At 52.1% G+C, this 12,911-nt stretch carries 14 protein-coding genes; 11 read left to right on the forward strand and 3 right to left on the reverse strand.

Features of this window, described 5'->3' with window-relative positions:
• Positions 1 to 4: 4 nt before the first annotated feature.
• The 11 genes from ydgT to gstA all read left to right on the forward strand — a co-directional run bounded on the left by ydgT (position 5) and on the right by gstA (position 9,845).
• On the forward strand, positions 5 to 220 hold the full coding sequence (ydgT, locus tag SK32_RS05970; protein ID WP_003832804.1) for a transcription modulator YdgT: 216 nt from the start codon (positions 5 to 7) through the stop codon (positions 218 to 220).
• A 91-nt stretch (positions 221 to 311) separates the two neighbouring features.
• Positions 312 to 752: a DUF2569 domain-containing protein gene (locus tag SK32_RS05975; RefSeq protein WP_048211744.1), complete on the forward strand. Its 441-nt coding sequence runs from the start codon at positions 312 to 314 to the stop codon at positions 750 to 752.
• A 76-nt stretch (positions 753 to 828) separates the two neighbouring features.
• On the forward strand, positions 829 to 1,410 hold the full coding sequence (rsxA, locus tag SK32_RS05980) for an electron transport complex subunit RsxA (protein WP_005121199.1): 582 nt from the start codon (positions 829 to 831) through the stop codon (positions 1,408 to 1,410).
• Entirely contained in the window at positions 1,410 to 1,988 is a 579-nt protein-coding gene (gene rsxB, locus SK32_RS05985; protein WP_005121200.1) for an electron transport complex subunit RsxB, read from the forward strand. Before rsxA ends, rsxB begins: the two co-directional genes overlap by 1 nt.
• Entirely contained in the window at positions 1,981 to 4,005 is a 2,025-nt protein-coding gene (rsxC, locus tag SK32_RS05990; protein ID WP_048211745.1) for an electron transport complex subunit RsxC, read from the forward strand. The genes rsxB and rsxC overlap by 8 nt, the downstream gene beginning before the upstream one ends.
• A complete protein-coding gene (rsxD, locus tag SK32_RS05995) occupies positions 4,006 to 5,058 on the forward strand; it encodes an electron transport complex subunit RsxD (RefSeq protein ID WP_048211746.1) in 1,053 nt (350 codons plus the stop codon).
• A gap of 9 nt (positions 5,059 to 5,067) precedes the next feature.
• Complete coding sequence (rsxG, locus tag SK32_RS06000; protein ID WP_048211747.1) at positions 5,068 to 5,688, forward strand: electron transport complex subunit RsxG; 621 nt, start codon at positions 5,068 to 5,070, stop codon at positions 5,686 to 5,688.
• 2 nt (positions 5,689 to 5,690) lie between these two features.
• Positions 5,691 to 6,383 carry an electron transport complex subunit E gene (locus SK32_RS06005; RefSeq protein WP_048211748.1) on the forward strand — a complete coding sequence of 231 codons (693 nt, stop codon included), beginning with the start codon at positions 5,691 to 5,693 and terminating at the stop codon, positions 6,381 to 6,383.
• A complete protein-coding gene (gene nth, locus SK32_RS06010; RefSeq protein ID WP_048211749.1) occupies positions 6,383 to 7,018 on the forward strand; it encodes an endonuclease III in 636 nt (211 codons plus the stop codon). Before SK32_RS06005 ends, nth begins: the two co-directional genes overlap by 1 nt.
• A gap of 611 nt (positions 7,019 to 7,629) precedes the next feature.
• On the forward strand, positions 7,630 to 9,135 hold the full coding sequence (gene dtpA / locus SK32_RS06015) for a dipeptide/tripeptide permease DtpA (RefSeq protein ID WP_048211750.1): 1,506 nt from the start codon (positions 7,630 to 7,632) through the stop codon (positions 9,133 to 9,135).
• A gap of 104 nt (positions 9,136 to 9,239) precedes the next feature.
• Positions 9,240 to 9,845 carry a glutathione transferase GstA gene (gene gstA, locus SK32_RS06020; RefSeq protein ID WP_048211751.1) on the forward strand — a complete coding sequence of 202 codons (606 nt, stop codon included), beginning with the start codon at positions 9,240 to 9,242 and terminating at the stop codon, positions 9,843 to 9,845.
• A gap of 83 nt (positions 9,846 to 9,928) precedes the next feature.
• Here gstA and pdxY read toward each other — a convergent pair whose 3' ends face one another.
• From pdxY to pdxH, 3 genes are all read right to left on the reverse strand, one after another.
• Positions 9,929 to 10,789, reverse strand: a complete 861-nt coding sequence (gene pdxY, locus SK32_RS06025; RefSeq protein WP_048211752.1) for a pyridoxal kinase PdxY — start codon at positions 10,787 to 10,789, stop codon at positions 9,929 to 9,931.
• Positions 10,790 to 10,852: 63 nt separating this feature from the next.
• On the reverse strand, positions 10,853 to 12,127 hold the full coding sequence (gene tyrS, locus SK32_RS06030; RefSeq protein ID WP_020996426.1) for a tyrosine--tRNA ligase: 1,275 nt from the start codon (positions 12,125 to 12,127) through the stop codon (positions 10,853 to 10,855).
• A 126-nt stretch (positions 12,128 to 12,253) separates the two neighbouring features.
• Positions 12,254 to 12,910, reverse strand: a complete 657-nt coding sequence (pdxH, locus tag SK32_RS06035; RefSeq protein WP_048211753.1) for a pyridoxamine 5'-phosphate oxidase — start codon at positions 12,908 to 12,910, stop codon at positions 12,254 to 12,256.
• Between the last annotated feature and the right edge of the window lies 1 nt (position 12,911).

Genomic DNA, 12,911 nt, shown 5'->3' on the forward strand with positions numbered 1-12,911 from the left:
TTTTATGACTGTTCAGGATTACTTATTAAAATTCCGCAAAATCAGTTCGCTAGAAAGTCTGGAAAAATTGTTCGATCATCTTAACTACACACTTACTGACGATAGCGACATTATCAATATGTATCGCGCTGCAGACCACCGCCGTGCCGAGCTCATTTCGGGAGGCCGCCTGTTCGATGTCGGTCAGGTGCCCAAGTCCGTCTGGCATTACGTGCAATAAACAAGAAAGTAGCGCCTGGCGTTAAAAGCTTTATAATAATTGCCCCAAAATGAACGGCATGTCTGTTCGCGCGTGTAAACCTGGAGATGAAATGACTACAACACCGGCACAACGTATCGGAGGCTGGCTACTCGGGCCATTGGCCTGGCTGTTAGTCGCGTTGTTAAGTGCTTCGCTGGCGTTACTGCTGTATGTCACTGCGTTGGCCACACCGCAGACATTCCACACGCTGAGCGAGCAAAGTACGACGAATTTGCTGCTATGGGGCGTCTCCTTTATTACCGCTATCGCCATGTGGTTCTACACGCTGTGGCTGACCATCGCGTTTTTCAAACGCAGAGCCTGTGTGCCAAAACACTATATTATATGGCTGCTGATCTCGGTGTTACTGGCAATTAAAGCGTTTGCATTCTCACCTGTTCCGGATGCGTTTGCCGTGCGTCAGCTGCTGTTCCCTTTGTTGGCGGCTGCGCTGCTGGTACCCTATTTCAAACGCTCGCAACGCGTTAAGACGACGTTTGTGAATCCGTAATAACCCTACAGTTAACCTGTTGTCGCCTGTTGTAGATTGTCAGATAATAGGCGGCTTTTTTATTTCAGGCCGAAAAATGACTGATTACCTGCTGCTGTTTGTCGGAACTGTACTGGTCAATAACTTTGTACTGGTCAAGTTTCTGGGCTTATGCCCCTTTATGGGCGTTTCCAAAAAACTGGAAACCGCAATGGGTATGGGCCTCGCCACGACCTTTGTAATGACGCTGGCATCCATTTGCGCATGGCTGATTGACACCTGGATCCTCATCCCGCTCGATCTCATCTACCTGCGCACGCTGGCCTTCATTCTGGTCATCGCCGTGGTGGTGCAATTTACCGAGATGGTTGTACGCAAAACCAGCCCTGCACTGTATCGCCTGCTGGGGATCTTCTTACCGCTGATCACCACTAACTGCGCGGTATTAGGTGTAGCGTTGCTGAACATCAACCTCGGGCATAATTTTTTACAGTCGGCGCTGTACGGTTTTTCCGCCGCCGTCGGCTTCTCACTGGTGATGGTTCTGTTCGCCGCAATTCGCGAACGCCTCGCCGTGGCAGACGTTCCTGCCCCCTTCCGCGGTAATGCGATTGCGCTGATTACCGCTGGTTTAATGTCTTTGGCCTTTATGGGCTTTAGTGGTTTGGTGAAGTTGTAATGAATGCTATCTGGATTGCCGTTGCCGCAGTGAGTCTGCTGGGTCTGGCGTTCGGCGCTATTTTGGGTTATGCCTCTCGTCGATTTGCCGTCGAGGATGATCCAGTCGTGGAGAAAATTGATGAAATTCTCCCGCAAAGCCAGTGTGGGCAGTGCGGTTATCCGGGCTGCCGTCCTTATGCTGAAGCTATTGGCTGTCAGGGCGAAAAAATCAACCGATGCGCCCCTGGTGGCGAAGCGGTGATGCTAAAAATTGCGACCCTGTTGAACGTCGATCCGCAACCTATTGATGGTGATGAGCAGGATGCTACCCCCGTTCGTATGCTGGCGGTGATTGATGAAAATAACTGTATCGGCTGCACAAAATGCATTCAGGCCTGCCCGGTCGATGCCATCGTGGGCGCTACGCGTGCCATGCACACGGTGATGAGCGATCTGTGCACCGGATGCAATTTGTGCGTTGATCCGTGCCCGACCCAATGTATCGAATTACGCCCGGTCGCCGAGACGCCTGACAGCTGGAAGTGGGATTTAAACACTATTCCTGTGCGCATCATTCCTGTGGAACAACATGCTTAAGTTATTCTCCGCATTCAGAAAAAATAAAATCTGGGACTTTGATGGCGGCATTCACCCACCTGAAATGAAAACCCAGTCTAACGGGACACCGCTGCGGCAGGTTCCGCTGGCTCCGCGCTTTATTATTCCGTTGAAGCAGCATATTGGCGCTGAAGGTGAACTGTGTGTCAATGTGGGCGACACCGTGCTGCGTGGTCAGGCGCTAACCCGTGGGCGCGGCAGAATGTTGCCCGTACACGCCCCGACCTCCGGCACCGTTGTTGCCATTGCCCCGCACTCTACCGCGCATCCTTCGGCTTTAGCTGAACTTAGCGTCATCATTGATGCGGACGGCGAAGATCGCTGGATTGAGCGTGACGGCTGGGCAAATTATCGTGCCCGCAGCCGCGAGGAGCTCATAGCCCGTATTCACCAATTCGGTGTTGCCGGACTCGGCGGCGCAGGTTTTCCAACCGGCGTCAAATTGCAGGGTGGCGGTGATAAAATTGAAACACTGATCATCAACGCCGCTGAATGTGAACCCTACATCACCGCGGATGACCGCTTAATGCAAGATTGCGCGGCCCAGGTGGTCGAAGGTATCCGCATACTTGCTCATATTCTTCAACCGCGCGAAGTCCTGCTGGGTATTGAAGATAACAAACCGCAGGCTATCTCCATGCTGCGCGCAGTGTTGGCTGATTCTCACGATATCAGCTTACGAGTCATTCCCACTAAATACCCGTCAGGCGGTGCCAAACAACTGACGCAAATCCTGACCGGGAAACAGGTTCCTCACGGTGGACGTTCCTCCGATATCGGGGTGCTGATGCAAAACGTGGGGACTGCCTATGCTGTCAAGCGGGCCGTTATTGACGGCGAGCCAATCACCGAGCGTGTGGTCACGCTAACGGGCGAAGCAGTCAGCCGCCCGGGCAACGTTTGGGCGCGATTGGGTACGCCTGTTCGTCACCTGCTCAATGATGCAGGTTTCTGTCCTTCTGCTGACCAGATGGTGATCATGGGCGGTCCGCTGATGGGCTTTACCCTGCCCTGGCTGGATGTTCCCATCGTGAAGATCAGCAACTGCCTGCTTGCGCCTTCTGCCAGTGAAATGGGTGAACCGCAGGAAGAAAAAGGCTGTATTCGCTGTAGCGCCTGTGCCGATGCCTGCCCTGCCGATCTTCTGCCGCAGCAACTTTACTGGTTCAGTAAAGGCCAGCAGCATGATAAAGCGACAACCCACAATATCGCCGACTGCATTGAATGCGGTGCCTGCGCCTGGGTATGTCCAAGCAACATTCCACTGGTGCAGTATTTCCGTCAGGAAAAAGCCGAGATTTACGCCATTAGTCAGGAAGAAAAACGAGCGGCTGAAGCAAAAGCGCGATTTGAAGCCCGACAGGCGCGCCTTGAACGTGAAAAAGCAGCGCGTCTTGAGCGGCATAAAAGCGCAGCTGTACAACCTGCAGCGAAAGATCATGATGCCATCGCTGCTGCACTGGCTCGCGTGAAAGAGAAACAGGCCCAGGCTATGCAGCCGGTTGTCATTCAGGCGGGTGAAAAACCTGATAACAGCGCAGTGATTGCCGCACGTGAAGCGCGAAAAGCGCAGGCTCGCGCCGCACGCACTGATAATCCGTCAAAAGATGAGGACAGCAGAGCGGGTGCGGATCCACGCAAAGCTGCCGTCGAAGCCGCAATTGCCCGAGCCAAAGCCCGCAAGCTTGAGCAGCAGGCAGCTACGGAAACAACCGAACCGGTTGATCCGCGCAAAGCCGCCGTCGAAGCCGCAATTGCCCGTGCCAAAGCCCGCAAGCTTGAGCAGCAGGCAGCCACGGAAACAACCGAACCGATTGACCCGCGCAAAGCTGCCGTCGAAGCCGCAATTGCCCGTGCCAAAGCCCGCAAGCTTGAGCAGCAGGCAGTAACGGAAACAGCCGAGCCGATTGATCCACGTAAAGCCGCCGTTGCGGCCGCTATTGCTCGCGCTCAGGCAAAGAAAGCCGCACAGCAGCAGGTTGTAAACGAGGAATAAATGGTATTCAGAATAGCTAGCTCCCCTTATACCCATAACCAGCGTCAGACATCGCGTATCATGATGCTGGTTCTGATTGCTGCATTACCAGGAATTGCCGCTCAATGGTGGTTCTTCGGCTGGGGTACATTGTTCCAGATAGTGCTGGCATCGGTCAGTGCCATCGCCGCCGAAGCGGGCGTGCTTAAACTACGTAAACAGCCCGTTGCCGCAATCCTGAAAGACAACTCCGCCCTGCTTACAGGGTTGCTGCTTGCCGTCAGTATTCCTCCCCTGGCTCCGTGGTGGATGGTGATCCTGGGTACCGTCTTCGCCGTTATCATTGCCAAGCAGCTGTATGGCGGTCTTGGGCAGAATCCATTTAATCCGGCAATGATTGGTTATGTCGTGCTGTTGATCTCATTCCCGGTGCAGATGACAAGCTGGCTGCCACCACATGAAATTGCCGCTACGGTGCCCGGCTTTTTTGATGCTTTAAACGTTATCTTTACCGGACATACCGCTGGCGGCAGCGATATGAACACGCTCCGTATAGGGATCGACGGCATCAGTCAGGCAACGCCTCTCGACACCTTTAAGACGTCACTACATGCAGGGCGTACCGTTGAACAGGTGATGCAGTATCCGATTTACAGCGGCATGCTCGCGGGCGCGGGTTGGCAGTGGGTTAACCTTGCCTGGCTCGCGGGCGGCATCGTGTTGTTATGGCAGAAAGCGATTCGTTGGCACATCCCGGTGAGCTTCCTGATATCGCTCGCTGTTTGCGCCACTTTAGGCTGGATTTTCTCGCCAGACTCTCTGGCATCACCGCAGTTGCACCTGCTTTCCGGCGCAACCATGCTGGGTGCATTCTTTATTCTTACCGACCCCGTTACGGCCTCGACAACTAACCGTGGCCGCCTGATTTTTGGCGCACTTGCGGGGTTGTTAGTATGGTTGATTCGCAGTTTTGGCGGTTATCCTGACGGTGTAGCCTTTGCCGTATTGCTGGCAAATATCACGGTTCCGCTGATTGATTATTACACTCGCCCTCGCGTGTACGGACATCGCTAAGGACTCCCTATGCTGAAAACGATTCGTAAACACGGTATTACACTGGCGCTGTTTGCTGCGGGCTCGACGGGGTTAACCGCGGCAATCAATCAATTAACCAAGTCCACTATTGATGAACAGGCCGCGCTGCAGCAAAAAGCACTGTTCGATCAGGTTCTGCCTGGCGAACGCTACAATAATAACTTGCCTGAGAGTTGTTATCTGGTCGATGCGCCAGCGTTAGGCAAAGGCAGCCACCGAGTGTATATTGCCCGCCAGGACGATCGTCCGGTTGCGGCAATTCTGGAGGCTACGGCCCCCGATGGTTATTCCGGCGCAATTCAACTTCTGGTTGGTGTAGATTTCAACGGTACTGTGCTGGGTACGCGGGTAACAGAACATCATGAAACACCAGGCCTCGGTGATAAAATCGAGTTACGTCTGTCAGACTGGATAACCCATTTTAGCGGCAAAACGATTAGTGCAGAGAACGACCCTCACTGGGCGGTGAAAAAAGACGGCGGCGACTTTGACCAGTTTACGGGCGCAACCATCACGCCGCGTGCGGTGGTGAATGCAGTAAAACGCGCCGGTTTATATGCGCAGACGCTGCCTGCGCAACTTCCTCAACTTAGCGCCTGTGGAGAATAACCATGAGCGAAATTAAAGACGTCATTGTTCAGGGGCTTTGGAAAAATAACTCCGCCCTTGTACAGTTACTCGGGATGTGCCCGTTGCTGGCCGTTACCTCTACTGCAACCAATGCGTTAGGTCTGGGGCTTGCGACCACGCTGGTGTTGACCCTGACAAACCTGACGATTTCAGCGCTACGCCGCTGGACACCGCCCGAAATCCGTATTCCCATTTATGTCATGATCATCGCCTCCGTAGTGAGTGCGGTACAAATGCTTATCAATGCCTACGCCTTTGGCCTGTATCAGTCTCTGGGTATCTTTATCCCGCTGATTGTGACCAACTGTATTGTTGTTGGCCGCGCAGAAGCCTTCGCCGCCAAAAAAGGCCCTGCATTATCCGCACTCGATGGTTTTTCTATTGGCATGGGGGCGACCGGCGCCATGTTTGTTCTCGGATCGCTGCGTGAAATCATAGGTAACGGTACATTGTTCGACGGCGCAGACGGACTGCTGGGCAATTGGGCCAAAGTCCTGCGCGTGGAGATCTTCCATACTGACACACCATTTCTGCTGGCCATGCTACCGCCGGGTGCATTCATTGGCCTGGGGCTGATGCTGGCTGTTAAGTATCTGATTGATGAAAAGATGAAGAAGCGTCGTGCCGAGGCCGCTATGGCAGCAGACCCGGCGGGTGAAACAGGGAATGTGTAATGAACAAAGCAAAACGGCTGGAAATACTGACGCGCCTGCGTGATAACAATCCGCATCCGACAACCGAGCTTAATTTTACATCACCGTTTGAACTGCTGATTTCGGTCTTGCTCTCCGCGCAGGCCACCGATGTCAGCGTCAATAAAGCAACAGCTAAGCTTTACCCCGTCGCTAATACGCCTGCCGCGATGCTGGAACTCGGCGTTGAAGGTGTTAAGTCCTACATCAAGACAATCGGTTTGTTTAACAGCAAAGCGGAGAACGTGATTAAAACCTGCCGCATTTTACTGGAAAAGCACAATGGCGAGGTTCCGGAAGACAGAGCCGCATTAGAAGCCCTGCCTGGCGTTGGGCGCAAGACGGCGAATGTAGTGTTAAATACCGCCTTCGGCTGGCCAACGATTGCCGTAGATACCCACATTTTCCGGGTATGTAACCGGACACAATTTGCCCCAGGTAAAAACGTCGAACAGGTCGAAGAGAAACTGCTGAAAGTCGTCCCCAGTGAATTTAAAGTCGATTGCCACCACTGGTTAATTCTTCATGGTCGCTACACCTGCATAGCCAGAAAACCACGTTGCGGTTCCTGCATTATCGAAGATCTTTGCGAATTCAAAGAAAAAGTCGATATCTGACAACATGGGGCCATAACGCTGGCCCCTATTTCATAACGATTAGTTATGCACTTCTCAACCGTTAATTTCCCGACAATGATGCCGTACCTTCCTGCATATCTAATGTAATATTCTTGTGAACTAACACCTGAGTAGGTTAATCGTTTTTTTAATAGTAGAAATTTCTATCCATCCGTGATCAAGATCACCCTGATAACATTATGTAAAATATTTATTATTTTGTAGTTAAAATGACAATCAGATGACCTGACAGGTTCGTTTCGATACAAAACATTACACTGGCTATTTTTCAGATAATGGACCATATCACTACCTTCAAGCCAAAATAGCAGAACATATCGCCACATTCCCATTTTAACCCCATCCTGACAGTGTAAAAATCTGCCATTCTCAATATGAAGAAATTTAACGCTGGATAACATTTCTCAGCCCCGACGATTTCACCATCTGAGTTATATGTAACAGATTATTACAAACCCCTTGTCTGAATGGTCAAGATAGTGAACATTACTTGCCGTTTCCCCTCCCACTATAACAATCGGACGGATGAACTTGACTCATCACGTACCAGAACACCCCCGTTGATATGGGATGTAAAAAAAGAGGTAAAAGTGTCTACTGCAAACAATAAACCAACAGAAAGCGTCAGTTTAAACGCCTTCAAACAACCAAAAGCGTTCTATCTCATTTTCTCAATTGAGCTATGGGAACGTTTTGGTTATTACGGCCTGCAAGGGATTATGGCCGTCTACCTGGTGAAGCAACTGGGTATGTCAGAAGCGGATTCCATCACCCTTTTCTCCTCCTTTAGCGCCCTGGTGTATGGCCTTGTTGCCATTGGTGGCTGGTTAGGTGATAAAGTTCTGGGTACAAAACGCGTCATTATGCTGGGTGCCGTTGTCCTGGCCATTGGTTATGCGCTGGTTGCATGGTCTGGTCACGATGCGGGTATCGTTTATATGGGTATGGCAGCCATCGCGGTCGGTAACGGCCTGTTTAAAGCGAACCCATCTTCCCTGCTTTCTACCTGCTATGCCAAAGATGACCCGCGTCTTGATGGTGCATTCACCATGTACTACATGTCCGTCAACATCGGCTCATTCTTCTCTATGCTGGCAACACCGTGGCTGGCAGCGCGTTATGGTTGGAGCACCGCGTTCGCCCTGAGCGTTGTGGGTATGCTGATCACCGTTGTTAACTTCGCCTTCTGCCAGCGCTGGGTTAAACAGTACGGTTCCAAGCCTGACTTTGAGCCGATCAACTTCCGTAACCTGCTGCTGACCATCGTTGGTGTTGTGGTGCTGATCGCGATTGCAACCTGGCTGCTGCACAACCAGCAGATCGCACGTATGGTTCTGGGTGTAATTGCCATCGGTATCGTGTTTATCTTCGGTAAAGAAGCCTTCACCATGCACGGTGCTGCGCGTCGTAAAATGATCGTCGCCTTCATTCTGATGCTGGAAGCGATTATCTTCTTCGTACTGTACAGCCAGATGCCGACCTCACTGAACTTCTTTGCGATTCGTAACGTTGAGCACTCTATTCTGGGCATTGCTTTCGAACCTGAACAGTACCAGGCGCTGAACCCGTTCTGGATCATCATTGGTAGCCCAATCCTCGCCGCTATCTATAACAAGATGGGCGATACGCTGCCGATGCCAACCAAATTTGCGATTGGTATGGTGCTGTGTTCCGGTGCGTTCCTGATCCTGCCGCTGGGCGCTAAATTCGCGACCGATGCGGGCATCGTTTCTGTTAACTGGCTGATCATCTGCTACGGTCTGCAAAGTATCGGTGAACTGATGATTTCTGGTCTGGGCCTGGCGATGGTGGCACAGTTGGTTCCACAGCGTCTGATGGGCTTCATTATGGGTAGCTGGTTCCTGACCACTGCCGGTGCAAACATCATCGGTGGTTACGTGGCTAACATGATGGCGGTTCCGGAGAATGTGACCGATCCGCTGATGTCTTTGGAAGTCTACGGTCGCGTGTTCCTGCAGATTGGTGTTGCAACGGCGGTTATCGCTGTTCTGATGCTGCTGACGGCACCGAAACTGAATCGTATGACTCAGGACGACGAAGCCGATGAGAAAGCCGCTAAGGCCGCAACAGCGTAATTCTCAGGGAAACTTAATTTCAGGCCGCTAACTGTTGTTAGCGGCTTTTTTTTTGCTCCAGGTAGCACTACCATACGGTATACCTCAGCCAAAAGGAGTTACCGATGAAACTGTTCTACAAACCGGGCGCTTGTTCTCTCGCTTCCCACATCACACTTCGTGAGAGCGGTAAAGATTTCACTCTGGATGGTGTTGATCTGATGAAGAAACGCCTGGAAAACGGCGACGATTTTTTCGCGGTAAACCCGAAAGGACAAGTTCCCGCACTGTTGCTGGATGATGGTACACTACTGACCGAAGGCGTCGCCATCATGCAATATCTGGCAGATACCGTTCCAGACCGTCATCTCCTGGCCCCTACCAGCAGTCTCTCCCGCTACAAAACTATCGAATGGCTTAACTATATTGCTACAGAGCTACATAAAGGTTTTACCCCACTGTTCCGCCCGGACACGCCAGAGGAGTACAAACCAACCGTACGCGCATTGCTTGAGAAAAAAATGCAGTATGTGAACGAATCGCTGAAAGACAACCCGTGGATTTGCGGCGCACGCTTCAGCATTGCTGATGCCTATCTGTTTACCGTACTGCGTTGGGCGTATGCGGTTAAGTTGAATATGGCAGGATTAAGCCATATCGAGGCGTATATGGCGCGGATGGCTGAACGCCCGGCGGTTGCCGCAGCGCTTAAAGCGGAAGGATTAAATTAATTGTTGTTGCCGGGTAGCGCTTGCGCTTACCCGGCCTACAGCCAAACCCAGGCCCGATAAGCGTGAGCGCCATTGCACATTGATTACAGCTGAGTAGCGCTAAAGTAGTGTTCCGGTTTCGCGATACGATCCTGAGCGGCAACCACCTGCAGCTCATACTCCTGCATCTCTTTGGTGGCGATCATAATTTCGTACACCGCCGCAGTCACATGTTCCAGCGCCTGCTGCAATGAAGCCCCCTGCAACAGTTTAACCAACAGCAAGCCACTGGTGACGTCACCAACGCCAACCGGTTGGCGTGAGCCAAAATCAACAAGCGGACGGCTGATATGCCACGCCTGATCAGCGGTGACCAACAGCATCTCAAAGCGATCTGCGCTCATGCCTGCACGGGCAAGATGCTTAACCAGCACAATTTCCGGCCCCTGCGCAATCAGTTCACGGGCAGCCAGCACCGCCTCATCAACATTGTTAACCGCATGCTCGCACAGAATTTCGAGTTCAATCAGATTTGGCGCGATAATGTCGCTGGCCGGAAGTGCGTGACGAACATGAAATTCCGCAACGCCAGGCGCCACGATGCACCCTTTTTCAGGATGACCCATCACTGGATCGCAAAAGAATTTCGCCTGGGGATTTGCCGCTTTCACTTTGCGCACAATACCCAGAATATGCTCGCCCTGCTCAGCGGATCCCAGATAACCACTCAGCACCGCATCGCAGGTCTGAAGTTTATCGATATCAGCAATGCCCTGAACAATCTCAGTCAGGTGACTGGGTGGCATAACACAGCCGGTCCATTTACCGTACTGCGTGTGGTTAGAAAACTGAACGGTGTTGAGCGGCCAGACATTCGCGCCAAGACGACGCATCGGAAATTCGGCAGCACTGTTGCCGGCATGGCCAAAAACAACGTGGGACTGGATGGCGAGGATATTCTTCATTTTACTTACCACAACCCTAAAAAATAAAGGGGCGTAGTTTCCCACGCCCCTGCTGACTTTGACTTACTTCCAGCAAATCAGACAGTAGTTCTTTTTGCCACGGCGCAGTAAGGTGTAGCGGCCGAACAAAATATCACTGTCCTGGAAGAAATATTCCGGGTCAGATTGTTTCTCACCATTAATGGTGACCGCATTAGACGCGATGGTCTTACGCGCCTGACCGCGAGAAGGCTGCAGTTCAGAATCCACCAGCGCCTGCATCAGGTCGGCCCCCTTGTCCATTTCAATCATCGGTACACCATCCTGCGCCAGCTGTTCGAAGTCCGCTTCGCTCAGGTCGCTCAGGTTACCATTGAACAGGCTTTCGGTAATGCGTTTCGCCGCCACTAAACCTTCTTCGCCGTGAACCAGACGCGTTACCTGCTCAGCCAGAACATACTGGGCACGCGGCGCTTTACCGCTGTTCTTATCTTCTTCTTCCAGCGCATTGATCTCTTCAATGTCCATGAAAGTGAAGAATTTCAGGAAGCGATATACGTCCGCGTCAGCTGTGTTGATCCAGAACTGGTAGAACTTGTATGGGCTGGTTTTCTTCGGATCCAGCCAAACTGCGCCACCTTCCGTTTTACCGAATTTGGTACCGTCAGCTTTAGTGATCAGCGGAACCGTCAGGCCAAATACCTGATTCTGATGCAGACGGCGGGTCAGATCGATACCCGAGGTAATGTTACCCCACTGGTCAGAACCGCCAATTTGCAATGCCACGCCATGCAGTTTATTCAGGCAGGCAAAATCATAACCTTGCAGCAGGTTGTAAGAAAACTCGGTAAAGGAGATCCCCTGATCGTCACGGTTCAGACGCTGCTTAACCGCTTCTTTGTTGATCATCTGGTTTACGGAGAAGTGTTTGCCGATATCACGCAGGAAAGTCAGTACGTTCATACCGCCAAACCAGTCGTAGTTGTTCGCAGCAATCGCCGAGTTGTCGCCACAGTCGAAATCGAGGAACGGTGCCACCTGTTTGCGGATTTTATCCACCCACTCCTGCACGGTATCTTCAGTATTCAGTTTACGCTCGGCGGCTTTAAAGCTCGGATCGCCAATCAGACCCGTTGCACCACCCACCAACGCAACAGGCTTATGGCCTGCCTGCTGGAAGCGTTTCAGGCATAACAATGGAACCAGATGCCCCAAATGCAAGCTGTCAGCGGTAGGATCGAAGCCGCAATAGAGCGCGATCGGGCCTTGCGCCAGTCGCTCTGCTAACGCTTCCTCGTCCGTCACCTGGGCCACCAGCCCCCGCTCTTGCAATTGTTTAATCAAGTTACTGCTTGCCATCAAAATCTCCATGTATAAAACGACTGCACCTTTGCCGGTACACGACTTTTCGCCTGATGCGAAAGAGACATAGAATAAAGCGCCGGATTCATCAGCACCAGCGCTTAAAACAAGAATTTTGCATCTTTAGGGGGCCAGACGGTCAATTTTCCACGCGTCATCTTCACGTTGGTATAAAAAACGGTCGTGCAGACGGTTTTCACCACCCTGCCAGAACTCCATTTGTTCAATGCTCACGCGAAAGCCTCCCCAGAAACTCGGCAACGGAACTTCCCCTTGCTGAAACTTCTGCTTCAGCTCAAGAAATTTACTTTCCAGAATTCCGCGTGCGGAGATCCGACTGGACTGCTTAGAAACCCAGGCGCCAATCTGGCTATCGCGCGGGCGACTGTGGAAATATTTTACCACCTCAAGCGTGGACAAGCGTTCGGCCTTGCCGATGACCATCACCTGCCGTTCCAGCGTATGCCAGGGGAACAAGAGGCTAATGCGTGGGTTGTTCTCGATCTGGTGCGCCTTACGGCTGCCCATGTTGGTATAAAACACCAGCCCTTTGTCATCATAATGTTTGAGCAACACGATTCGCTGATACGGCTGACCGTGTTCATCGACTGTTGCGACGACCATAGCGGTAGGGTCTGCCAGTTTGGCATCACAGGCTTGCCCCAGCCAGCGCTCAAACAGCGCAAGGGGTTCGGCGGGAAGATCGCGGCGGCGAAGACCACCTTTCGTGTATTCACGGCGCAGATGCGCGATTTGCTGCAATTCGTCGTTATCAGACATG

It is taken from the genome of Citrobacter sp. MGH100 (assembly GCF_001034465.1).
Lineage (GTDB): Bacteria > Pseudomonadota > Gammaproteobacteria > Enterobacterales > Enterobacteriaceae > Citrobacter > Citrobacter youngae.

Excerpts from the sequence above, each read along its gene's own strand:
- ydgT (WP_003832804.1), top strand. The coding sequence starts at position 5 with ATGACTGTTCAGGATTACTTATTAAAATTCCGCAAAATCAGTTCGCTA.
- SK32_RS05975 (WP_048211744.1), top strand. The coding sequence starts at position 312 with ATGACTACAACACCGGCACAACGTATCGGAGGCTGGCTACTCGGGCCA.
- rsxA (WP_005121199.1), top strand. The coding sequence starts at position 829 with ATGACTGATTACCTGCTGCTGTTTGTCGGAACTGTACTGGTCAATAAC.
- rsxB (WP_005121200.1), top strand. The coding sequence starts at position 1,410 with ATGAATGCTATCTGGATTGCCGTTGCCGCAGTGAGTCTGCTGGGTCTG.
- rsxC (WP_048211745.1), top strand. The coding sequence starts at position 1,981 with ATGCTTAAGTTATTCTCCGCATTCAGAAAAAATAAAATCTGGGACTTT.
- rsxD (WP_048211746.1), top strand. The coding sequence starts at position 4,006 with ATGGTATTCAGAATAGCTAGCTCCCCTTATACCCATAACCAGCGTCAG.
- rsxG (WP_048211747.1), top strand. The coding sequence starts at position 5,068 with ATGCTGAAAACGATTCGTAAACACGGTATTACACTGGCGCTGTTTGCT.
- SK32_RS06005 (WP_048211748.1), top strand. The coding sequence starts at position 5,691 with ATGAGCGAAATTAAAGACGTCATTGTTCAGGGGCTTTGGAAAAATAAC.
- nth (WP_048211749.1), top strand. The coding sequence starts at position 6,383 with ATGAACAAAGCAAAACGGCTGGAAATACTGACGCGCCTGCGTGATAAC.
- gstA (WP_048211751.1), top strand. The coding sequence starts at position 9,240 with ATGAAACTGTTCTACAAACCGGGCGCTTGTTCTCTCGCTTCCCACATC.
- pdxY (WP_048211752.1), bottom strand. The coding sequence starts at position 10,789 with ATGAAGAATATCCTCGCCATCCAGTCCCACGTTGTTTTTGGCCATGCC.
- tyrS (WP_020996426.1), bottom strand. The coding sequence starts at position 12,127 with ATGGCAAGCAGTAACTTGATTAAACAATTGCAAGAGCGGGGGCTGGTG.
- pdxH (WP_048211753.1), bottom strand. The coding sequence starts at position 12,910 with ATGTCTGATAACGACGAATTGCAGCAAATCGCGCATCTGCGCCGTGAA.